The organism is Sinorhizobium terangae, assembly GCF_029714365.1.
Lineage (GTDB): Bacteria > Pseudomonadota > Alphaproteobacteria > Rhizobiales > Rhizobiaceae > Sinorhizobium > Sinorhizobium terangae.
Map to the genome: position 1 here is coordinate 2533618 of NZ_CP121659.1, position 20748 is coordinate 2554365.

General features: G+C 62.5%; 20 protein-coding genes. 8 read left to right on the plus strand and 12 right to left on the minus strand.

Annotated elements, in window-relative coordinates; genetic code table 11:
* Nucleotides 1-20 precede the first annotated feature (20 nt).
* From QA637_RS12070 to glpK, 5 genes are all read right to left on the minus strand, one after another.
* Nucleotides 21-1079, minus strand: a complete 1059-nt coding sequence (locus QA637_RS12070; RefSeq protein ID WP_153438996.1) for an LLM class flavin-dependent oxidoreductase — start codon at nt 1077-1079, stop codon at nt 21-23.
* Nucleotides 1080-1215: 136 nt separating this feature from the next.
* On the minus strand, nt 1216-1440 hold the full coding sequence (locus QA637_RS12075) for a hypothetical protein (protein ID WP_153438997.1): 225 nt from the start codon (nt 1438-1440) through the stop codon (nt 1216-1218).
* 66 nt (nt 1441-1506) lie between these two features.
* Nucleotides 1507-1938, minus strand: a complete 432-nt coding sequence (locus QA637_RS12080) for an SRPBCC family protein (RefSeq protein WP_153438999.1) — start codon at nt 1936-1938, stop codon at nt 1507-1509.
* Nucleotides 1935-2258, minus strand: a complete 324-nt coding sequence (locus QA637_RS12085) for an ArsR/SmtB family transcription factor (RefSeq protein ID WP_153439001.1) — start codon at nt 2256-2258, stop codon at nt 1935-1937. The genes QA637_RS12080 and QA637_RS12085 overlap by 4 nt, the downstream gene beginning before the upstream one ends.
* A 320-nt stretch (nt 2259-2578) precedes the next feature.
* Nucleotides 2579-4072, minus strand: coding sequence for a glycerol kinase GlpK (glpK, locus tag QA637_RS12090; protein ID WP_153439003.1), 1494 nt, complete (start codon nt 4070-4072; stop codon nt 2579-2581).
* Nucleotides 4073-4375: 303 nt separating this feature from the next.
* On the opposite strand from glpK, the gene QA637_RS12095 reads away from it, so the two are divergent.
* The 3 genes from QA637_RS12095 to xdhB all read left to right on the plus strand — a co-directional run bounded on the left by QA637_RS12095 (nt 4376) and on the right by xdhB (nt 9321).
* The gene (locus QA637_RS12095; protein WP_153439005.1) at nt 4376-5152 is read left to right on the plus strand and encodes a 3-hydroxybutyrate dehydrogenase; all 777 of its coding nucleotides are present in this window, start codon (nt 4376-4378) and stop codon (nt 5150-5152) included.
* Nucleotides 5153-5322: 170 nt separating this feature from the next.
* Nucleotides 5323-6813, plus strand: coding sequence for a xanthine dehydrogenase small subunit (xdhA, locus tag QA637_RS12100; RefSeq protein ID WP_153439007.1), 1491 nt, complete (start codon nt 5323-5325; stop codon nt 6811-6813).
* Between the two features lie 171 nt (nt 6814-6984).
* The gene (gene xdhB, locus QA637_RS12105; protein WP_283061551.1) at nt 6985-9321 is read left to right on the plus strand and encodes a xanthine dehydrogenase molybdopterin binding subunit; all 2337 of its coding nucleotides are present in this window, start codon (nt 6985-6987) and stop codon (nt 9319-9321) included.
* Between the two features lie 24 nt (nt 9322-9345).
* On the opposite strand, the gene QA637_RS12110 is transcribed toward xdhB, so the two are convergent.
* The gene (locus QA637_RS12110) at nt 9346-9609 is read right to left on the minus strand and encodes a hypothetical protein (RefSeq protein WP_153439011.1); all 264 of its coding nucleotides are present in this window, start codon (nt 9607-9609) and stop codon (nt 9346-9348) included.
* 29 nt (nt 9610-9638) lie between these two features.
* Here QA637_RS12110 and QA637_RS12115 point away from each other — a divergent pair, with 29 nt between their 5' ends.
* The 4 genes from QA637_RS12115 (at nt 9639) to QA637_RS12130 (ending at nt 14598) form a co-directional block, all read left to right on the plus strand.
* Nucleotides 9639-10538: a LysR substrate-binding domain-containing protein gene (locus QA637_RS12115; RefSeq protein WP_167528215.1), complete on the plus strand. Its 900-nt coding sequence runs from the start codon at nt 9639-9641 to the stop codon at nt 10536-10538.
* A gap of 150 nt (nt 10539-10688) precedes the next feature.
* Complete coding sequence (puuD, locus tag QA637_RS12120) at nt 10689-11921, plus strand: urate hydroxylase PuuD (RefSeq protein ID WP_153439014.1); 1233 nt, start codon at nt 10689-10691, stop codon at nt 11919-11921.
* Nucleotides 11918-13234, plus strand: coding sequence for a guanine deaminase (gene guaD, locus QA637_RS12125; RefSeq protein ID WP_283061553.1), 1317 nt, complete (start codon nt 11918-11920; stop codon nt 13232-13234). The genes puuD and guaD overlap by 4 nt, the downstream gene beginning before the upstream one ends.
* 209 nt (nt 13235-13443) lie before the next feature.
* Nucleotides 13444-14598 (plus strand): alpha-hydroxy acid oxidase, encoded by a 1155-nt coding sequence (locus QA637_RS12130; protein WP_153439018.1) that lies wholly within the window; start codon nt 13444-13446, stop codon nt 14596-14598.
* Here QA637_RS12130 and uraH read toward each other — a convergent pair.
* From uraH to QA637_RS12155, 5 genes are all read right to left on the minus strand, one after another.
* The gene (gene uraH / locus QA637_RS12135) at nt 14583-14945 is read right to left on the minus strand and encodes a hydroxyisourate hydrolase (protein WP_153439020.1); all 363 of its coding nucleotides are present in this window, start codon (nt 14943-14945) and stop codon (nt 14583-14585) included. The two genes, QA637_RS12130 and uraH, sit on opposite strands and share 16 nt — an antisense overlap.
* 13 nt (nt 14946-14958) lie before the next feature.
* Nucleotides 14959-15456: an ureidoglycolate lyase gene (locus tag QA637_RS12140; RefSeq protein WP_153439022.1), complete on the minus strand. Its 498-nt coding sequence runs from the start codon at nt 15454-15456 to the stop codon at nt 14959-14961.
* 69 nt (nt 15457-15525) lie between these two features.
* Nucleotides 15526-16029, minus strand: a complete 504-nt coding sequence (uraD, locus tag QA637_RS12145; RefSeq protein WP_153439024.1) for a 2-oxo-4-hydroxy-4-carboxy-5-ureidoimidazoline decarboxylase — start codon at nt 16027-16029, stop codon at nt 15526-15528.
* Nucleotides 16029-16958, minus strand: a complete 930-nt coding sequence (puuE, locus tag QA637_RS12150; RefSeq protein WP_153439026.1) for an allantoinase PuuE — start codon at nt 16956-16958, stop codon at nt 16029-16031. The genes uraD and puuE overlap by 1 nt, the downstream gene beginning before the upstream one ends.
* Nucleotides 16959-17040: 82 nt before the next feature.
* Nucleotides 17041-17841 (minus strand): DUF1045 domain-containing protein, encoded by an 801-nt coding sequence (locus tag QA637_RS12155; protein WP_153439028.1) that lies wholly within the window; start codon nt 17839-17841, stop codon nt 17041-17043.
* A 473-nt stretch (nt 17842-18314) separates the two neighbouring features.
* Between QA637_RS12155 and QA637_RS12160 the strand changes: the two genes are divergently transcribed.
* Nucleotides 18315-19370: a glycosyltransferase family 2 protein gene (locus QA637_RS12160; protein WP_153439030.1), complete on the plus strand. Its 1056-nt coding sequence runs from the start codon at nt 18315-18317 to the stop codon at nt 19368-19370.
* Nucleotides 19371-19520: 150 nt separating this feature from the next.
* Here the strand turns inward: QA637_RS12160 and QA637_RS12165 are convergent, their stop codons facing one another.
* Nucleotides 19521-20687: an NAD(P)/FAD-dependent oxidoreductase gene (locus QA637_RS12165; RefSeq protein ID WP_153439032.1), complete on the minus strand. Its 1167-nt coding sequence runs from the start codon at nt 20685-20687 to the stop codon at nt 19521-19523.
* Nucleotides 20688-20748: the final 61 nt, after the last annotated feature.

A 20748-nucleotide genomic window follows, 5' to 3' on the forward strand; every position in this document is an offset into this window, starting at 1 on the left:
AGTGCCGAGACCACGGAGGCTCAGGCGCCGGCAGGCTGCGATCGGCGTTCCTCCGCCAGCCTCTCCCGGACCAGCGGCGCGACCTTGGTGCCGTAAAGCTCGATGCCACGCATGATCTGATCGTGCGGCATCGGGCCGATCGCCATCTGCAGGAGGAAGCGATCGTTGCGGAAGAGTTTTTGATGCGCAACGATCTTTTCCGCCACCGTCTCGGGATCGCCGAGGAAAAGATTGCCGGTCGGGCTGCGCGCCTGGTCGAAGTGGGCGCGGTTCGTCGGCCCCCAGCCGCGCTCTCGGCCGATGCGGTTCATTACCTCCGCCTGCGGTCCGTAGAACTGGTCAGCCGCCTTTTCCGTCGTGTCGGCGATGAAGCCGTGAACGTTGATGCTCGTCTTCAGTTTCGCGACGTCCCGCCCGGCCCGGCGCGCCGCCTCGCGAAAGAGGTCGAAGAGCGGCGCGAAACGGCGGGGCTCGCCGCCAATGATCGCAAGCGCCATCGGCAAGCCGAGCGCGCCGGCCCGCGCGACCGACTGCGGCGTACCGCCGACGGCAATCCAGAGCGGCAGCGGATTCTGCAGCGGACGCGGATAGACGCCGCGGTCGTCGATCGGCGGACGCAACTTACCTGACCAGGTAACCTTTTCGCCCTCCCGGATCGCCAGCAGCAGATCCAGCTTTTCGGAGAAGAGCTGGTCGTAGTCGTCGAGCGACTGGCCAAAGAGCGGGAAGGACTCGATGAAGGAACCTCGGCCCGCCATGATCTCGGCGCGGCCGTTGGAGAGAAGGTCGAGTGTCGAAAACTGCTGGAAGACCCGCACCGGATCGTCCGAGCTCAGTACCGTCACGGCGCTGCTCAACCGGATCCTGCTGGTGCGCGAGGCGGCGGCCGCCAGGATTACGGCCGGCGCTGACGCGGCGTAGTCCGGGCGGTGATGCTCGCCGAGGCCGAAGACGTCGAGCCCGACCTGATCGGCAAGCTCTATTTCCTCAAGAAGGTTGGCGAGGCGCCGCCGTCCTTCGGCACCCTTGTCGATCGCATTCGGATCCACGTCCGCGAATGTATAAAGCCCGAGTTCCATGATGCCTTCCTGTTGCTGTTCGCACAGAAATAGTTGGCATCCTGTCAAGCCGCAAATGGCCGTTCGGGAAACGCATCGTTTCCACTGTGGAGCCACGGGCCGACCTGGAAGCCGGCGCGTCTAGCTGCCATTGTGCTCACTTCATCGCATCAGCGGGTCGACCACGCGGCTTCGCAATGTACGGCAACATGAACATGTAGAGGCCAGTAAACAGCAGCAGGAAGAGCGGGAGCAATGGCGAATAGACCACCCATGCGGGAGGCTCCCCCAGTGCCATGGCGACGAAGTTGGCGATCACAGTCACCGTGAAGACGATCGACAACCAGCGGTGGATTTGCCGAATCCACACATTCCAATTCATTGAGACCTCCCATTAATGCAGTGAACCGGGGGGCGATTGGCCCATTTTGGACGATGCTGGCGGACTTCAATCCATTTGCGCCAAGACGCGCTCCAGATTGGCAAGGAACTGCTGCCATCCCGCTTTGGCGCCTCCGTAGGCCTGCCGCTGTTCCGGCCGGAAGCCCGACTGCTCCATGCGCAGCTGGGTCCCCGTGCTCGTCGGGATGAGAGTGAAAGTCACCACGCTCCTCAGATCGTAGGCGGCATCGTCGTGGGCGAAATTCCAGGTGTAGGTCAGCCTTTTGTTCGGCTCTACGGCGAGGACCTCGCAGTCCAATACTCCGCCCCAGTCTCCGCGAAGATTGAAACGGTGACCCACGAGAGGTTTGAAATCGTTCTTCATCAGCCACTCCTCGACCAGGTGCGGTTGGGTGAGCGCACGCCAGATCTTTTCCGGCGGATGAGGGAACTCGCGTTCGATCACGACGGAGCGGGTTTCGGGCGACGTTTCGTTCATTGGTCCATCCTTTTCAGTAGGTCTTCGAGGTCGTCGAAGCGGCTTTGCCAGAAACCGGCCATCTGGCTTGTCCAATCGACCAGCGGAGCAAGAGCGCCGAGTTGGGCGCTGTAGTACGTGTGGCGACCTTCGTGGCGGTCGCGAACCAAACCCGCTTCCTTCAGGAGCCCGAGATGCTTTGAGACGACCGGTTGCGACACGCCGGCCTGCGCCGTCAGAGCCCCGACTGTCCTTTCCCCCTCACGGCATAATCGCTCAAAGAGCGCCCGCCGAGTCGGATCGGCAAGCGTCCTGAAGAGCACATCGTGCGCGTTCGACATTTTGGGATCCATACCCCATTGGCTATTGATGAATATATAGCCATCAAGCTATGCGTTAGTCAAGCCGATCCTGGAGTCGGTTGATGATCTTCCTACAAAAGTGGTCGGGGACATAAAGCCCCCGTTGTGCTGGGTCAATCGCCCAGAGAGTGCGCGGCGCGCAGGGGCACATATCCCGCCAGCTATGCTTTCGAATATTATCGATATCGATGATTTGGACAGTGGTAAAATACTGCGGCTGATACCCCTCTGCCCTGTCGGGCAGAGGGGTATCAGCCTGCGCATGGGCAGCCGCGATTCGGTCGGATCGCGACGTTGCTCTAAGCCGCGATCAGCGTCCGCTTGACGGCGCTGCGCCAGCCCTTGAGCTTCCCCTTGCGTGTCGCCTCGTCCATCTTGGGCTCAAAGCGCCGGTCGCGCGCCCAGGAGCTGGCGAACTCCTTCTGGCTTGGCCAGATGCCGGCGCGACTTCCGGCAAGCCAGGCAACACCAAGCGCCGTTGTCTCGAGAATCACGGGGCGATCGACCGGCGCGTCGAGCAGGTCGGAGAGGCGCTGCATCGTCCAGTCGGACGCGACCATGCCGCCGTCGACGCGCAGCACCGTATCCTTGCCGCCGTTACGCCAGTCCTTGTGCATGGCCTCGAGCAGATCGCGGGTCTGATAGCAGACGGCTTCGAGCGCCGCCCGGGCAAACTCCGCCGGGCCCGTGTTGCGGGTCATGCCGAAAATCGCGCCGCGCGCGTCCGGGTCCCAGTGCGGCGCGCCGAGGCCGGTAAAGGCAGGCACGAGATAGACGTCCTGCGAGGGATCGGCGCTTTCGGCGAGCGTGCCAGTGTCCGGAGCCGCCTTGATCACCTTGAGGCCGTCGCGCAGCCATTGCACGGCCGCGCCGGCAACGAAGATCGAACCCTCGAGCGCATAGGTGGTCTCACCGTTGAGGCGATAGGCGATGGTGGTAAGCAGGCGGTTCTTCGAACGGACGATGTCCTTGCCGGTGTTGAGCAGCGCAAAGCAGCCGGTGCCGTAGGTCGATTTCAGCATGCCGGGCGTAAAGCATGCCTGACCGATCGTCGCCGCCTGCTGGTCGCCCGCAACGCCGAGGATCGGGATCGCCGCCCCGAAGAGCGCTGCATCGGTCACGCCGAAATCGGCGGCGCAATCCTTGACCTCCGGCAGCATCGCCCGCGGAACGCGCAGGATATCGAGCAGTTCGTCGTCCCAGGCATTGTCGGCGATGTTGTAGAGGAGCGTGCGCGATGCGTTGGTCGCGTCCGTGGCGAAGGACTTGCCGCCGGTAAGCCGCCAGATGAGGAAGGTGTCGATCGTGCCGAAGCAAAGCTCGCCCTTTGCCGCGCGCGCATGCGCCCCCTTCACGTTCGAAAGCAGCCAGCTGAGCTTCGTGCCGGAGAAATAGGGATCAAGCAGCAGGCCGGTCTTTTTCGCAAAGGTCTTTTCCAGTCCCTTCTTCTTCAGCTTTTCACAGAAGGGCGCCGTGCGGCGGTCCTGCCAGACGATCGCATTGTGGATCGGTTTGCCGGTCTCGCGCTCCCACACGACCACCGTCTCGCGCTGGTTCGTGATGCCGATTGCGGCGATCTCGCTCGCCGAGATGCCGGCCTTTTCGATCGCCTCCTTGACGGTAAAGAGAACCGTTTGCCAGATTTCCTCCGGGTCGTGCTCGACCCAGCCCGATTTCGGGAAATGCTGCTTGAATTCCTTCTGGCCGACGCCAGCGACCTTCTGCTTGCGGTCGAAAACGATCGCCCGGCTCGATGTCGTGCCCTGATCGATCGCGAGAATATATTCGCCCATGCGCCCCTCCCCGGCCTAATTCGACGTCGCGCCTTCCTCAACGACGACATTCGAAAAACTTCAATACGACGGAAAAACGAATGTCAAACGAAAACGAAACGCAATCCCGCCGCTCCTCCAACGGCGTCAAATCTGCGTTGGCAATCCGAAAAACACAATTGTCACTCGTGCATTTTTCCGCGTAGGTTGACACTGTTGCAGCGCAAAACCGAAGCGACGGCGGAAGGACGAACAGCGCGGCGAGTTTCGCCCGCGATCCGCTTCGACCGGCGCAAAGAGCGGCAGCGCGAGGGAGAGAACGAAATGACGAAAACTGCGGTCATAACAGGTTCGACGAGCGGCATCGGTCTGGCGATTGCCAAAGCTTTCGCGAAGACCGGCGCAAATATCGTGCTGAATGGCTTCGGTGCGCCGGACGAGATCAGGGCGGTGACGGACGACGTCGCCGGGCTCGGAAGCGGCACGGTCATCTATCATCCCGCGGACATGACGAAGCCCGACGAGATCGCCGATCTGATGGCGACCGCTGCGGCGCGCTTCGGCGGCGTCGATATCCTCGTCAACAATGCCGGCGTGCAACATGTCGAGAAGGTCGAAGACTTTCCGGTCGAGCAATGGGACCGCATCATCGCCATCAATCTCTCGTCGTCCTTCCACACCATCCGCGCCGCGCTGCCGGGCATGAAGAAGAAAGGCTGGGGGCGGATCATCAATATCGCCTCCGCGCACGGGCTCGTCGCCTCGCCGTTCAAGTCCGCCTATGTCGCGGCCAAGCACGGTATCATGGGCCTCACGAAGACGGTTGCGCTGGAGGTCGCGGAAAACGGCATCACCGCGAACTCGATCTGCCCCGGCTACGTGCTGACGCCGCTCGTCGAGAAGCAGATCCCGGACCAGGCGAGGACGCGCGGCATCACGGAGGCGCAGGTGGTTAACGACGTGATGCTCAAGGGCCAGCCGACCAAGAAATTCATAACGGTCGAGCAAGTGGCATCGCTGGCGCTCTATCTTGCAAGCGACGATGCCGCACAGATCACCGGCACGCATGTCTCGATGGATGGCGGCTGGACCGCGCAGTAGAGCGGCCTAAGTGAACGTATGAGCGGTTTCCATAAGCATCCCGCTCCACCGACAGCACCGCGCTTCTTGTCAGACGCATGAAGCACCTGTAGCACTTTGAATTGCTGCATGTTTTTATCCATATATCGTCTACGGTTATGGGAACATGCAGCAGCCACGGAATGATTGGCATGGCACAGGCATCCGATAGCATCCGCTTCATCCTGAACGACACCGAAGTCGCCCTTTCGGACGTCTCGCCGACCGCAACCCTGCTCGACTATCTGAGGCTGGAGCGGCGGCTGACCGGCACCAAGGAAGGCTGCGCCGAAGGCGATTGCGGCGCCTGCACGGTTCTGGTCGGCCGTCTTTCGAACGATGGCGAGAACGGTGAAAGGCTCGTCTACGAAAGCGTCAACGCCTGCATCCGCTTTGTCGGCTCGCTGAACGCGACGCATATCGTGAGCGTCGAGCACCTCGCGGCCCAGGACGGCACGCTCCATCCGGTGCAGCAGGCGATGGTCGATTTCCACGGTTCGCAATGCGGCTTCTGCACGCCGGGCTTCGTCATGTCGCTCTATGGCCTGTGGCTGACGAATGAAAATCCGAGCCGGGCCGCGATCGAAAAGGCGCTGCAAGGCAATCTCTGTCGTTGCACCGGCTATGAGCCGATCGTGCGGGCGGCTGAAGCCGCAGCGCGGGAACGCCCATCGGCGATATTCGATCCGATCACCCGTACGCGGGAAGCGGTCACCGCACGGTTGAAAGCGCTCCGTTCCACGGAAACGATCGTGATCCGCAAGGGCGAGGACTGTCTGATCGTGCCGGCGGACGCGACGGGACTCGCAACGGTGCTCGACGAACATCCGACCGCGACGATCGTCGCAGGCGCAACCGATGTCGGCCTCTGGGTGACGAAGCAGATGCGACCGCTCAATCCGGCGGTGTTCATCAACGGCATCGCCGAACTCCAGCGGATCGAGCGCACGGAAGTGGGTCTGACGATTGGCGCCGGCGTCAGCTACACCGCCGCGTTCGATGCCCTATCCAAAGCCTACCCAGCCTTCGGCCAACTCATCGATCGCATCGGTGGCGAACAGGTCCGCAACATGGGCACGATCGGCGGCAACATCGCCAATGGCTCGCCGATCGGCGACAGCCCGCCACCGCTGATCGTGCTCGGCGCATCGGTCAGCCTGCGATCGAAGAACGGCGCCCGCACGATGCCGCTCGAGGACTTTTTCATCGCCTACGGCAAGCAGGATCGCAAGCCGGGCGAATTCGTCGAAAGCATCTTCGTTCCCACATTGCCCGAAGGCGATCACTTCGCCGCCTACAAGGTCTCCAAGCGCCGCGACGAGGATATCTCCGCCCTCCTCGGCGCCTTCCGAGTCTCGCTTGACGAAGACAACCGCGTCCGCACCGCCCTCGTCGCCTTCGGCGGCATGGCCGCAACGCCGAAGCGGGCGAAGGCCGTCGAGGCGGCCCTCATCGGCCAGCCCTGGAGCGAGGAGACCATTCATGCGGCGCAAGCGGCTCTCGAGAGCGACTACCAGCCGATCACCGACTGGCGCGCCACGAGCGCCTATCGCATGCTGGCGGCAAAGAACCTGCTAATGCGCTTTTTCCTGGAAAGCACGGGCGAGACTGTTCAACTCCAGCGGTTCGAGGATGTGGCATGAGCGCCTGTCTCGACGTTGGTAGGTTGGGATTGCCCCTCACCCTAACCCTCTCCCCGCTCGCGGGGCGAGGGGACAAGGGCGGCGCGGCAAAGTCCCTTCTCCCCGTCGGAACGGGGAGAAGGTGGCCGGCAGGCCGGATGAGGGGCGCTTTCTTCGAAAGGAATCGACGAGATGGATAAGTCCACCTTCGAAGAGCAGACCACCATTTCTGGCCCGATGCACACGCGGCTCCGCCACGACAGCGCCCACAAGCACGTCGCGGGGACGGCCGATTATATCGACGACATGCCCGAGCCCGCCGGCACGCTGCATGGCGCGTTGGGCCTCACCGATCGCGCTCATGCGGAAATCCTGGAGATGGACCTCTCCGCCGTTGCCGCGTTGCCCGGTGTTGTCTGCGTGCTGAGCGCAAGCGACATGCCGCATTCCAACGACATCAGCCCGAGCCACCTGCACGACGAGCCGGTGCTGGCCGACGGCCGCGTGCAGTTCCATGGCCAACCGGCCTTCGCCGTGATCGCGGAAACGCGCGAGATTGCGCGTCGCGCCGCGCGGCTCGCCAAGATCACGTACCGCGACCTGCCGCATCTGATCGATGTAGCCGACGCCATGGTCCAGGGCGGCGAACTCGTGACGCAGCCGCTGACGCTCCAGCGCGGCGACGCGGAAGGAGAACTGGAACGAGCGCCGCGCCGGCTGAAGGGGCAGATGCGGATTGGCGGCCAGGAGCACTTCTATCTGGAAGGGCACATAGCCCTCGCCATCCCCGGAGAAGACGACGAGATGACCGTCTGGTCCTCGACGCAGCATCCAAGCGAAATCCAGCACATGGTCGCGCATGTGCTGGGCGTGCCGTCCAACGCCGTTACGGTGAACGTGCGCCGCATGGGCGGCGGCTTTGGCGGCAAGGAGACGCAGGGCAACCAGTTCGCGGCGCTTGCCGCCGTCGCCGCGCGAAAGCTTCGCCGCGCCGTGAAATTCCGCCCGGATCGCGACGACGACATGATGGCGACCGGCAAGCGCCACGATTTCCTCGTCGACTATGATGTCGGCTTTGACGACGAAGGGCGCATCCATGCCGTCCATGCGAACTATGCCGCCCGTTGCGGCTACTCCTCCGATCTCTCGGGCCCGGTGACCGATCGGGCGCTCTTCCATGCCGACAGCTCCTATTCCTACCCGCATGTGAAGCTGACCTCGCAGCCGCTGAAAACCAACACGGTTTCCAACACCGCCTATCGCGGCTTCGGGGGACCGCAGGGCATGGTCGGCGCCGAGCGGATTATCGAGGAGATCGCCTACGCCCTCGGCAAGGATCCGCTCGAAATCCGCAAGCTCAATTTCTACGGAGAGAAAGGGTCCGGTCGCGATGTCACGCCCTACCACCAGAAGATCGAGGACAATATCATCCATCGGATCGTCGGCGAGCTGGAGGCCAGCGCCGATTACCAGGCGCGCCGCGCGGCGATCATCGATTTCAACAAGTCGAGCCGGGTGATCCGGAAGGGCATCGCGCTGACGCCCGTCAAGTTCGGAATCTCTTTCACCATGACCGCCTTCAACCAGGCGGGCGCGCTGGTGCATATCTATCAGGATGGCTCCGTCCACCTCAATCATGGCGGCACCGAGATGGGACAGGGCCTGTATACCAAGGTGGCCCAGGTCCTCGCCGACAGCTTCCAGATCGATATCGACCGGGTGAAGATCACCGCGACGACGACCGGCAAGGTGCCGAACACGTCGGCGACCGCGGCGTCGTCGGGCTCAGACCTCAACGGCATGGCCGCCTTCGATGCGGCCCGCCAGATCAAGGACCGTCTCGTCGCCTTCGCCGCCGAGCGCTGGCAAACCACCCCCGAACACGTCACTTTCGTGGCGAATCATGTGAAGATCGGTGAGGAGCTCGTGCCCTTCCCGGATTTCATCCGCCAGGCTTACACGGCGCGCATTCAGCTCTCCGCCGCCGGCTTCTACAAGACGCCGAAGATCCACTGGGATCGCGCGACGGGGCGCGGCACGCCATTCTACTATTTCGCCTACGGCGCCGCCGTCTCCGAGGTCTCGATCGACACGCTGACGGGGGAATACCTTATCGACCGCGTCGACGTGCTGCACGATGTCGGCCGCTCGCTCAATCCGGCGATCGACCTCGGCCAGATCGAAGGCGGCTTTGTCCAGGGCATGGGCTGGCTGACGACGGAAGAGCTCTGGTGGGATGAAAAGGGCCGCTTGAGGACGCACGCGCCCTCGACCTACAAGATTCCGCTCGCCTCGGACCGGCCGAAAATCTTTAATGTGCGGCTCGCCGAGTGGTCGGAGAATGCCGAGAAAACCATCGGGCAATCGAAGGCGGTCGGGGAACCGCCCTTCATGCTGCCGATCTCCGTGCTGGAGGCTCTATCGATGGCGGTCGCCAGTGTCGCCGACTACCGCGAGTGCCCTCGCCTCGATACGCCGGCGACGCCGGAACGGATTTTGATGGCGGTGGAACGGCTGAGACGGATGTGAGGCCTCCAAAGACGGCCCCTCGCCCTACCGGAACATCTCGTCCTCCCGCCGGGGCGCGCCCCAATCCATGAAACCCATGTCTCTTTTCATGTGATCGGACAAGACCCTGATGTCCAGTCTCGGATTCGGGCGAAACAGGATCGAAGCCAGTCGCGAAATCGGATCGATTGAAAGAAATACTTTTCTTTCAGGGTGTTCCAATGCGTCGCAAGTCATTTTAGCACCTTTGAAGTTGCTGAATTCGACTTGCAGCATGGCGCCAAAGGTGCTCGAATTCCAATCGAACATCCGTCTGCATGCATCAAGAGCACTTATCCATGAAAATGTCGAAGCAGTTCCCGCTGAACGCGCTAAGGGTCTTCGAGGCCACGGCCCGGCTCGGCAGTTTCACCAAGGCGGGCGACGAGCTCGGCATGACGCAGACGGCCGTCAGCTATCAGATCAAGCTCATCGAGGAGAATGTCGGTGAACCGCTGTTCCTGAGGCGCCCGCGGCAAATCACGCTGACGGAAGTGGGCCACCGGCTGGCGCCCAGGGTGACGGAAGCATTCGAGATGCTGCAGGAGGCGGTTGCCTCGGCGCGCGGCGACGCGGCATCCGCCCTGCTCATCAGTTCGACTGCGACCTTCGCGTCACAATGGCTCGCCCGCCATATCGGCTCATTCCAGCTCGCCCATCCCAACATCGCCGTTCGGCTCTCGGCGAACGATGCGATGATCGATTTCAGCAAAGAGGCAGTGGACGTGGCGATCCGGTCCGGGTTGGGCGAATGGCCGGGTCTCGTCAGCCATCGGCTGATGAAGGTGGAGTTTGCACCCATGCTCAGTCCGGCGCTCGCTTCGACGGTCGGCGGGGTGAACGAACCGCGAGACCTCCTGAAGCTCCGCATCATCGACCCTCAAGACCGTTGGTGGCCACTATGGTTTCGTGCCGCCGGCGTCCGCGATCCGGATCTCGAAGGTCGGGTTCCGACGCGGCTCGGCGCCCAATCCTTCGAGGCAGGCGCGGCGATCGCTGGGCAAGGTGTGGCGATCCTCACTCCTCAATTCTACGCCGATGACGTCGCGCTCGGTCGGCTTTATCAACCTTTCGATCTGCTCGGCAGCGAGGGCCACGACTACTGGCTGGTCTACCCGCATGCGCGACGCAACGTCGCAAAGATCCGCAGTTTTCGCGACTGGATCCTTGCGGAGTTCAAACAGGATGGCTGCGCGTAGACCCTGTCAGTTAGCGCGGGATGCGGGCGGAAAGCCGTCCACACTTTTCCTCATTCCGCTCTACGCCTGTTGCGTGAATCGTCGAGAACGACCCTTCCCCGTTTCGGGTTTTTCTCGCAAGCTGCGTCGACAAAAAACGAGGGGACCTGAATGTACGAATACGCCATTGCCTGGGAATGGCTGGCCTTCGCCGCCCGCTGGCTGCATGTCGTCACCGCCATCGCCTGGATCGGCTCATCCTTTTATTTCATCGCGCTCGACCTCGGCCTGGTGAAACGCGAGCATCTTCCTCCCGGCGCCTATGGCGAGGAATGGCAGGTGCATGGCGGCGGCTTCTACCATATCCAGAAATACCTGGTCGCACCGGCGGCGATGCCGGAGCATCTCACCTGGTTCAAGTGGGAATCCTACATGACGTGGCTCTCCGGCTTCGCCATGCTCTGCATCGTCTACTATGGCGGCGCCGATCTTTTTCTGATCGACCGTCACGTGCTGGATATCTCGGCGACAACGGCGATCCTCATCTCGCTCGCCTCGCTCGGGATCGGCTGGATTCTTTACGACCTTCTCTGCAAATCGCCGATCGGCAAGAATACCTGGGGGCTGATGGCGCTGCTTTATGTCGTGCTCGTCGCCATGGCGTGGGGCTACACGCAGGTGTTCACCGGTCGCGCGGCGTTTCTGCATCTTGGTGCCTTCACCGCCACCATCATGTCGGCCAACGTCTTCTTCATCATCATTCCCAACCAGAAGATCGTCGTCGCCGACCTGATCGCAGGCCGCACGCCGGATCCGAAGCTCGGCGCCCAGGCCAAGCAGCGTTCCCTCCACAACAACTATCTGACACTGCCGGTCATCTTCTTCATGCTGTCGAACCACTACCCGCTCGCCTTCGCGACGGCTTTCAACTGGATCATCGCAGCGCTCGTCTTCCTGATGGGGGTGACCATCCGCCATTGGTTCAACACCACCCACGCGCGCAAGGGCGAGCCGACCTGGACCTGGATCGTCACTGTGATCCTCTTCATCCTGATCATGTGGCTCTCGACAGTGCCGAAGGTGTTAACCGGCGAGGAACAGGCCGAGGCCGCGCCGGCCTTCAAGCGCTTCGCCGATAACGCGCATTTTCCAGCGGTGAAGGATACGATCTCGACCCGCTGCAGCATGTGCCACGCAGCCGAGCCCGCTTACGAGGGCATTGCCCGCGCGCCGAACGGCGTCATACTCGAAAGCGACGCCGAGATTGCCGCCCATGCCCGGGAAATCTATATCCAGGCCGGGCGCAGCCATGCCATGCCGCCCGGCAACATAACCGACATGACGGCGGATGAACGCAGGCTGGTGACCGCCTGGTTTGAAAGCGCCGTCGGGGAGACACGATGACAACCACCCTCATTCGCGGCCGCCTGCTGAGCTTCAACCGTGCCCCGCAAGCCATCGACGACAGCGATGCCTATTCCTACGAAAGCGACGGCGCGCTGCTCATCGGGGACGGCGTGATCAAGGCGTCCGGGCCGTACACGGCAGTCAAGGCCGCAGCGCCGGAGGGCGTCGCGGAGATCGATCATCGCCCGCATCTGATCATGCCTGGCTTCATCGACACGCACCTTCACTTCCCGCAGATGCAGGTGATGGCCTCCTATGCCGCCAACCTGCTCGAATGGCTGAACACCTACACGTTTCCTGAGGAATGCCGGTTCGTCGAAACGGCGCATGCCGAACGCATTGCCGTTCATTTCTTCGACGAGATGATCCGCCAAGGGACGACGACCGCGACTGCCTATTGCTCGGTCCACAGGGCTTCCGCCGACGCCTTCTTCGCCGAAAGCCTGAAGCGCGACATGTGCATGGTCGCCGGCAAGGTGATGATGGACCGCAACGCACCGCAAGGCCTGCTCGATACCCCTGAGATGAGCTATGACGAGACGCGGGCGGTCATTGCGGACTGGCACGGCAAGGGCCGCAACCACGTCGCCATAACGCCGCGTTTCGCCATCACCTCGACCCCCGAGCAAATGGACGTCGCGAAATCGCTCGTTGGCGAATTCCCGGACCTGCACGTGCAGACGCATCTTTCCGAGAACCGCGACGAGATCACCTACACCTGCGAACTCTATCCGGAAGCGAAGGACTATACCGACGTCTATGCCCGCTACGGCCTGCTTGGACCGAAGAGCCTCTTCGGCCATTGCATCCATCTTTCCGATCGCGAAGCCGATGCCATGAGCGAGAGCGGCTCCGTCGCAGTCTTTTGCCCGACCTCGAACCTCTTCCTGGGCTCGGGACTCTTCCCGCTGCGCACCTTGACGCGCCGGCAGAAGCCGGTGCGCGTCTCCGTCGCCTCCGATATCGGTGGCGGCACCAGCTACTCGATGCTGAAGACACTCGACGAAGCCTACAAGATACTGCAACTGCAGGGCGAGCGGCTGAACCCTTTCGACAGCTTTCACCTGATGACCCGCGGCAATGCCGAGGCGCTGTCGCTCGTCGATCGCATCGGTACCCTGGAGCCAGGCACCGATGCGGATATTGTCGTCCTGAACATGGCGGCGACACCCGCCATGGCGCTGCGCGCCGAAGTGGTCAATTCGCTGGCCGATGAGCTCTTCCTGCTGCAGACAATGGGGGATGATCGCGCGATCGTCGAGACCTATGTGGCGGGCCGTCCGGCCAAATCTTCGCTGGGTACCGACTGAACCAAGTGAGAGGTCAATTTTTTTGACCTGTTCTCCCCCAAAGCTATTACGCACCTCCCGAAATCGTGATAATGGCCCTACAGCGCCGTGCGTCTCACAGGACGCACAAAGGTCGCTGTAGCACTTTTGGGTTGCTGCATGGCTTTACCCTTGAGTTCGCTCGACTTGAGGAAACATGCAGTCGTCATCCATCGATGAAGGCCGTTCCCATGACGCAAATCCTCGAAATCCGCGATCTCAAGGCGCTCGCCAAGCGGCGTGTTCCAAAACTCTTCTTCGACTATGCCGACAGCGGCGCCTGGACGGAGGGGACCTATCGCGCCAACGAGGAGGATTTTTCGAAGATCAAGCTGCGTCAGCGGGTTCTGGTCGACATGACCAACCGCTCGCTGGAAACGACGATGATCGGCCAGAAGGTGTCGATGCCGGTTGCACTTGCGCCGACAGGGCTCACCGGCATGCAGCATGCCGACGGAGAAATGCTGGCGGCACAGGCCGCGGAGGCTTTCGGGGTACCCTTCACGCTTTCAACCATGAGCATCTGCTCCATCGAGGATGTCGCTTCGGTCACCACCAAGCCCTTCTGGTTCCAGCTTTATGTGATGCGCGAGCGCGAATTCGTACTGAACCTGATCGACCGCGCGAAGGCCGCCAAATGCTCGGCGCTCGTCCTGACGCTCGATCTGCAGATCCTCGGCCAGCGCCACAAGGACCTGCGCAATGGCCTTTCCGCACCGCCGCGCATGACGCCGAAGCACCTCTGGCAGATGGCGACCCGACCCGGCTGGTGCATGAAGATGCTCGGCACCAACCGGCGCACCTTCCGCAATATCGTCGGTCACGCCAAAAGCGTCACCGATCTTTCGTCGCTCGGCGCCTGGACCAACGAGCAGTTCGATCCGCAGCTTTCCTGGAAGGACGTCGAATGGATCAAGGAGCGCTGGGGCGGCCCGTTGATCCTCAAGGGAATCCTCGACCCCGAGGATGCGAAGATGGCCGCCAAGACCGGCGCCGACGCGATCGTCGTTTCGAACCACGGCGGGCGCCAGCTTGACGGAGCACCCTCGTCGATCAGCATGCTGCCACGCATCGTCGATGCCGTCGGACACCAGATCGAAGTCCATCTCGATGGCGGCATCCGCTCGGGCCAGGATGTGCTGAAGGCGATCGCACTCGGTGCGCAAGGGACGTTCATCGGCCGCCCCTTCCTCTACGGCCTCGGCGCCATGGGCAAGGAGGGCGTGACGCTCGCGCTCGAGATCATCCGCAAGGAGATGGACGTCACCATGGCCCTCTGCGGCAAGCGCAGCATCACCGACGTCGGCCGCGACATCCTCGCGGAGTACGATCAGCTTCCGCGATAGGTGGAATAGCCGTAGGGCGAGAGCAGCAGCGGGACGTGATAGTGGCTTCCGGGATCGGCGATCCCGAAGCGCAAGGGGATGAGGTCGAGGAAGGCCGGCTTCGGAAGGACGACGCCCGTTGCCCGGAGATAGTCGCCGGCGTGGAAGACCAGTTCGTAATTGCCCGCCATGAAGGCCACGCCTTCGACCATCGGTCCGTCGACACGCCCGTCGCTGTTGGTGTGGACCGTGCGGATCAATTGCCGCTCCTCACCCTCCAGCCAATAAAGATCGATCCTCAGGCCCTCGGCCGGTTTGCCGAGCGCGGTGTCGAGGACATGGGTCGTAAGCCGCCCGGTCTTGCTCATCGCTTGATTTCCTTCAGAAGGGAACGGGGATCACGAAGGGCTCGTCGTAGAAGAATTCTTCCAGATTGTTGCCCGGCCCTTCGCGGTCGACGACGATGAAATCGCTCGCTGCTTCGACCGCCATCAGCGGATGATGCCAGACATTGCGGCCATAATTGACCCCTTGCCGTCCGCTCGCCAGGAACACCCGGGGCCTGCCCGGGTGCCCGCCTTCATCCTCGGCCACGACCGCCAGCCACGGCCGATCATCGAGCGGCGAGAAACTCTGGCTGCCGAGCGGATGGCGCTCCATCATCGTGACGGCATAGGGGAACGCGCGCGGTTGGCCGCGAAAGATGTTGATGATGACGCCGGCGCCCTCGCCCGACACGTCGGCGCGCGCAAGCGCGTGGAACCGTTCGGTGTTGCCGCCATTGATGAACCGCATCGATGCCGGATCTGCTTCGATGACACTGCCAAACGGGGCGAAAGCCTCCTTCGTGAGGGGCTCGATCAAAAGCAGGCGCGACATCAGGCTTCCGCTCTGCAGCATTCAGGCGCGCGGCTTGATGCCGAGGCGGAGAAGTCAGGGACGGCACTTTCAGGCATTTTCATCTCCGGGGAGCATGGATTTGAGCCGCAGTCGGGCGATCTGCTCCACCTGCGCGCAGGCGGTTTCAAATTCTTCTTCCGCCGAATTGTCAATCCGCCTCTCGAAGGCTGCGAGAATGTCGTCCTTCGTCAGACCCTTGACCGCGATGATGAAGGGGAAGCCGAATTTCTTCGTATAGGCCTTGTTGAGCTGAGTGAATCGCTGATGCTCCTCGGGTGAAAGGCGGTCCAGTCCGGCAGACGCCTGCTCGGCCCGGGAGTCGGCGGTCAGCTTGCCGGCGATCGCGAGCTTGCCGGCAAGATCCGGATGGGCTTTGAGGACCGCGCGGCGTTCGGCGGGAGACGCCGCACGAAACGCGTTGCAGAGTGCCGAATGGACGCTGCCGGCGGTCAGCCCGGCGGAAGCGGCGCGGTCGTAGGCGCGCTCGGCCACCCATGGCGAATGCTCGAAGACACCGCCGAAGCGAGCGACGAAGGCCTCCCTGTCAGACATCAGCGCACACCCTCCGGCTTGTGATGATCGTACCAATGGCGCGCAATGTCGATGCGCCGCGGGATCCAGACCTTGTCGTGGGACAGCACGTAATCGATGAAACGGGCGAGCGCAGCGGCACGGCCCGGACGGCCGACGAGGCGGCAATGCAGGCCGATGTTCATCATCTTCGGACTGCCTTCCTTGCCCTCCGCATAGAGCACGTCGAACGTGTCCTTGAGGTAGGTGAAGAACTGGTCGCCGGAATTGAACCCCTGATTGGTCGCAAAGCGCATGTCGTTCGCATCGAGCGTGTAGGGAATGATGAGATGCGGCTTGTCTGCGGTCAGTCCAGGAATCCAGTAGGGAAGCTCGTCTGCATAGGAATCGCAGGAGTAGAGAAAACCGCCCTCCTCCAGTACGAGCTTCAGCGTGTTGACCGAGGGCTTGCCCTGATAGATTCCGAGCGGCCGCTCGCCGGTCAGTTCCGTATGCAGGCGGACGACCTCGCGGATATGCTCGCGCTCGACCTCTTCCGGGAAATCCCTGTATTCGAGCCAGCGCAGTCCGTGGCTGGCGATCTCCCAGCCCGCCTCCTTCATCGCCGCGACCGCCTCGGGATTGCGCGCCATCGCAAGCGTTACGCCATAGACCGTGAGCGCGACGCCGCGGCTCGTGAACAGGCGCCACAGCCGCCAGAACCCGGCCCGGGCGCCATACTCGTAGATCGATTCCATGTTGAGATTGCGCTGGCCCGGCCAGGGCTGCGCGCCGACGATCTCCGACAGCAGGCATTCGGACGCCGGGTCGCCATCGAGAATGCAGCTTTCGCCTCCCTCCTCGTAGTTCAGGACGAACTGCACGGCGATGTGTGCATCACCCGGCCAGCGCACCTGCGGCGGCATGCGCCCGTAGCCGACGAGGTCGCGCGGATAGGAAGCCTCTGCCATCAAATCACCCCTTCGATTTTTCCGGAACGGTAGCACCGCGGACCGGATTGTCGAGATGAAATTGACGCTTCAGAGGGGGCGACTACCGGCCCGCAAGCAAGGAGGCCATGATGTAGGGTATCGGCCGGGCAGCGCGACCTTCGGTCAGGCTTTCGATGGCCGACCGTTTCGCCGCGCCGTCGCGCAGACGGGCGGAAATCTTGCCAAGCGGATGCTGAGAATGGACCCGCATCGGCGCGCCCGGATCCTGCTCGATGAACAGGGCAAGGCTGCCGATCGAAAGCGGCCTTTCCAAATGCGGCTCGAATAGCTCCCTGAGGGGCGCCTCCATGCGCCGGGCGGTTTCCGGATTCAAGGCGCCCGTCAGCTTCATGTGAAAGCGATACTCGTCCATCACGTAGGGATCGCCCCAGCGATGGAGGTTGGTGAATTGCGGTGCGGTCAGCCGGTCCGGGTCACACCGTTCGATCTCGTCCTCGCTCATCGGCGCGCGAAACCTGTCGAATGCCTGGACGACACGGGCGGCGAGCAGGTGCATTTCATGGCTCGGCACCTGCGGCACCAGCCCCCAGCACTGGCTGAACCGGGCAACCTCCATCCGCGCGATTTCGAAGGGGGCCTCGGCGCTGGCAAAATGCATCAGCGCCTTCAGCAGCTCGGTCTCGTTGGTCGCCTCGTTGAGGCAGAACGGCGCCATGATCATGGCATGAAAGCCGAAGCGGCGGGGTGCTGCCGTGTGGAAGGCGATCTCCGGAACGCTCAGTCCGGCAACGGAAGGCAGTTCCGTCGGCTCATCCGAATAGACGTTCCGCCCGAGCCAGCTGGCGGCCACCGCCGACAGCGGGTCCCCCATAGGTGGAGTGAAACAAATGGCGTAACGCATGGCGCATGCTCCGGAAGTCCGTGGATGGCCCGCCTATTAGGTGATTTGCGTGACAGATTAACGAAGTTGGAGGCTCGGAACCGGGCCAAAAATCGATCGTTTAAAGCGACCGAAGCGTCTCATGCGAAGCATGATGGACGGTGGAAACACGCGATGTCCAACCCCGCCAACGCTCGTCGACGTTCCGTACGCCGATCCGGCAGGGCCCTATTGTCAACACAATAAGTGCAGTTACTACGCCGCAGCGCTTCCCTTGAAGCGTGGAAAATCGCGCAATGGTGCAAGGCAGCAACCTGCCGTTTTGAGCACCGCCGCGCCGGAGGAAATCTACCCGCGGTTTCCTTTGAAGGTTGGTAGTGGCCGTCTGCGAGGCGGCGAATGCCTTGTTATCTCGAGAGAGATCCCGGCGACCGACCGCGCACACTCAGCACGAGTACCGAAGCGACCAGCGGGGATCAGAGCGAGGGCAGGCTTTGCTGAACCAAACTTCTGTATCCATCATCATCACCAACTATAATTACGCACGCTTTCTCAGGCGCTGTGTTGACAGCGCCCTGGCTCAAGATCACGCAAATACCGAGGTTATCGTCGTCGACGACGCCTCATCCGATGGATCGCCAGACATCATTCGATCATACGGCGACAGGATCCGCGCCTGTCTGCGACCGGCAAACGGCGGACACGCGGCCGCCTTCAACACCGGTTTTGCCGCGAGCTCTGGCGACATCGTGTTCTTCCTGGACGCCGACGACTATCTCTATCCGGCTGCCGTATCCGAGGTCGTCAATGCATGGGACCCCTCGACCGCGCAGTTTCAGTTCAGGCTTGATCTCGTCGACCAGCGAGAAAGGGCAATGGATATCTATCCGCCACCGGAGCAGCCCTTCGACACCGGCGACGTGACGCCAAAACTGTTTCATCGCGGCCGCTATCAGACGACGGTCACCAGCGGCCTCGCCTTCGCCCGTTCGGCTCTGGAAGCGGTGATGCCGATCCCGGAGGGAGAATTCAGGCAAGGAGCGGATGGCTATCTTGCAACTGTGGCGCCGTTGCATGGACAGGTCCACGCCACCGACGATTGCCTCGGGGCATACCGCATGCATGGTTCCAATCATTCGCTGTTTGCCGAGAAGCTGGCCGAGCGGGCCCGCTGGCGCATGCAACATGACTTCCGCCGCCTTGAGGCTCTTTCCGCCGAGGCAAAGGCCACTGGATCGCACTTGCAGCCCGGGATCGTCATGCGCGACCCGACCCACCTCGAAGAGCGGCTTGCCTCCTTGTGCATCGAGGAAGCGCGGCACCCGGTCAGAAGTGACTCGCGGCTGCGCCTGGCAGCAGCCGGGGCAACCGCCAGCCTTGGCATGAACTACTCTATCCGAAGGCGTGCCGTGGAGGCGGCCTGGTTCCTTGCCGTCGGGGTGCTTCCGCGGCAACTGGCGACGTCGGTGCTCTCCTGGAAGCTCGTGGCATCGTCCCGCCCGGCCTTCCTGTCTCTGCTGTCAAAAACCATACGGCGCGCAATGGGCTAGAGAATTTTGCAGTCAGGTGGGATCACCTGACGTCGCACAAATGCGGCAAAAACAAACAGATAGAGCGGTTGCGCGAACGCACGTGAGCGCATCCCGCTCTAAAGTGCAACAGCATCCTTTGTGCGTCTCGTAGACGCGCGGCGCTGTAGGTCAAGGAGCACCCTCGGGCCGGCTGCGGCCTTGCTGCCGCAGCGCCGCCATGTGGTGCGCGCACGCAAAGGACTCGGGAAGAGCGACGGTCGGCCGCCCAATGATGTCGTCGATCACGAAACGCGCCAGGGCGTGTGCGATGCCGAAACTGACTTTGAAGCCGCCGGTCAGCACGGACAGATTGTCGTGATCGGGATGGCGGCCGACGATCGGCTCGCGCCCGGTTGCCTTCGGGCGCAGTCCGGCCCAACGCTCGATGACCCGCGCGCCGCGCAACGCGGGCGCTAAAGCTTCGGCTCGCCGGATCAATGCATCCAGTTGATTGTCCGTCGAATAGGGCTCGTCGAAGCGATTCTCGCTGGTGCTGCCGATCGCCACATGACCATCTTCGTGCGCGACGATGTAGAGCCCATCGGTAAAGATGATTGGCGAAGCCGGATCGATATCTGCGCGAAGCAGCGCCGCCTGCCCCTTGACCGCACCGCCGCTCGGCGCCTGCGCCGAATGCGCCAGGCGATCGATCAGGCCAAAGCACTCGACCCCGGCGGAGAGGATGCAATGTCCGAAGGACATCTCCCTCTCGCCCGCGAGCAAGAGCCGTCCGTGTTGAGGATCGAGCGAGACAACCTCGGCACCCTCTTCGACACGGACATGGGGGAATTGCGCAAGCGCGGTCCTGAGCAGTTGCACAAGGCGCCGCGGCGCCACTCTCGCAGCCAGCGTGTCATGGATAATGCCGAAGGAGGCCGCCTCCGACGCCGGCCAGTCGCAGTCGGAATCCACATCCCGGACATGCCAGTGGAACCGGCGCACGCCGGCAATCCAATGCCGTGCCGCATCCCGCTCGTGGTCGAGAGCGATCTCCCTCAGATGCGGCTTGGCGAGCGGCATGATCCGGCCGCAGCGGCGATAATCGGCCGATAGTCCGGTCGCGCGCTGCAGTTCGGCGATCTCGTCTTCGAGCGCGACCAATGCATCGAACTGGAATTGTTTCTTTGCGTTCCACCGGTCGGGCATGTGCGGCATCAGCGCGCCAAGCAGGCCTCCGCTCGCACCCGCGCCGATGCTCCTGCGCTCGACAAGGCACGTGCCGATGCCCGCCCGGCCGGCCATGACGGCGGCCCACAGCCCCATGATACCGCCGCCCACGATCAAAAGTTCACTCATCGATTGACCTTCCGCGGCATAATTCCGTAGATCGAATCCGATCGAAGGAAAAATTATGCAG

Bases quoted from the DNA above. Each gene is read 5' to 3' on its own strand.
- QA637_RS12080 (WP_153438999.1), bottom strand. From the start codon at position 1,938: ATGAACGAAACGTCGCCCGAAACCCGCTCCGTCGTGATCGAACGCGAG.
- guaD (WP_283061553.1), top strand. From the start codon at position 11,918: ATGACAACCACCCTCATTCGCGGCCGCCTGCTGAGCTTCAACCGTGCC.
- QA637_RS12070 (WP_153438996.1), bottom strand. From the start codon at position 1,079: ATGGAACTCGGGCTTTATACATTCGCGGACGTGGATCCGAATGCGATC.
- QA637_RS12085 (WP_153439001.1), bottom strand. From the start codon at position 2,258: ATGTCGAACGCGCACGATGTGCTCTTCAGGACGCTTGCCGATCCGACT.
- puuD (WP_153439014.1), top strand. From the start codon at position 10,689: ATGTACGAATACGCCATTGCCTGGGAATGGCTGGCCTTCGCCGCCCGC.
- xdhB (WP_283061551.1), top strand. From the start codon at position 6,985: ATGGATAAGTCCACCTTCGAAGAGCAGACCACCATTTCTGGCCCGATG.
- QA637_RS12095 (WP_153439005.1), top strand. From the start codon at position 4,376: ATGACGAAAACTGCGGTCATAACAGGTTCGACGAGCGGCATCGGTCTG.
- QA637_RS12130 (WP_153439018.1), top strand. From the start codon at position 13,444: ATGACGCAAATCCTCGAAATCCGCGATCTCAAGGCGCTCGCCAAGCGG.
- uraD (WP_153439024.1), bottom strand. From the start codon at position 16,029: ATGTCTGACAGGGAGGCCTTCGTCGCTCGCTTCGGCGGTGTCTTCGAG.
- glpK (WP_153439003.1), bottom strand. From the start codon at position 4,072: ATGGGCGAATATATTCTCGCGATCGATCAGGGCACGACATCGAGCCGG.
- QA637_RS12165 (WP_153439032.1), bottom strand. From the start codon at position 20,687: ATGAGTGAACTTTTGATCGTGGGCGGCGGTATCATGGGGCTGTGGGCC.
- QA637_RS12115 (WP_167528215.1), top strand. From the start codon at position 9,639: ATGAAAATGTCGAAGCAGTTCCCGCTGAACGCGCTAAGGGTCTTCGAG.
- xdhA (WP_153439007.1), top strand. From the start codon at position 5,323: ATGGCACAGGCATCCGATAGCATCCGCTTCATCCTGAACGACACCGAA.
- QA637_RS12075 (WP_153438997.1), bottom strand. From the start codon at position 1,440: ATGAATTGGAATGTGTGGATTCGGCAAATCCACCGCTGGTTGTCGATC.
- puuE (WP_153439026.1), bottom strand. From the start codon at position 16,958: ATGGCAGAGGCTTCCTATCCGCGCGACCTCGTCGGCTACGGGCGCATG.
- QA637_RS12140 (WP_153439022.1), bottom strand. From the start codon at position 15,456: ATGTCGCGCCTGCTTTTGATCGAGCCCCTCACGAAGGAGGCTTTCGCC.
- QA637_RS12155 (WP_153439028.1), bottom strand. From the start codon at position 17,841: ATGCGTTACGCCATTTGTTTCACTCCACCTATGGGGGACCCGCTGTCG.
- QA637_RS12110 (WP_153439011.1), bottom strand. From the start codon at position 9,609: ATGTTCGATTGGAATTCGAGCACCTTTGGCGCCATGCTGCAAGTCGAA.
- uraH (WP_153439020.1), bottom strand. From the start codon at position 14,945: ATGAGCAAGACCGGGCGGCTTACGACCCATGTCCTCGACACCGCGCTC.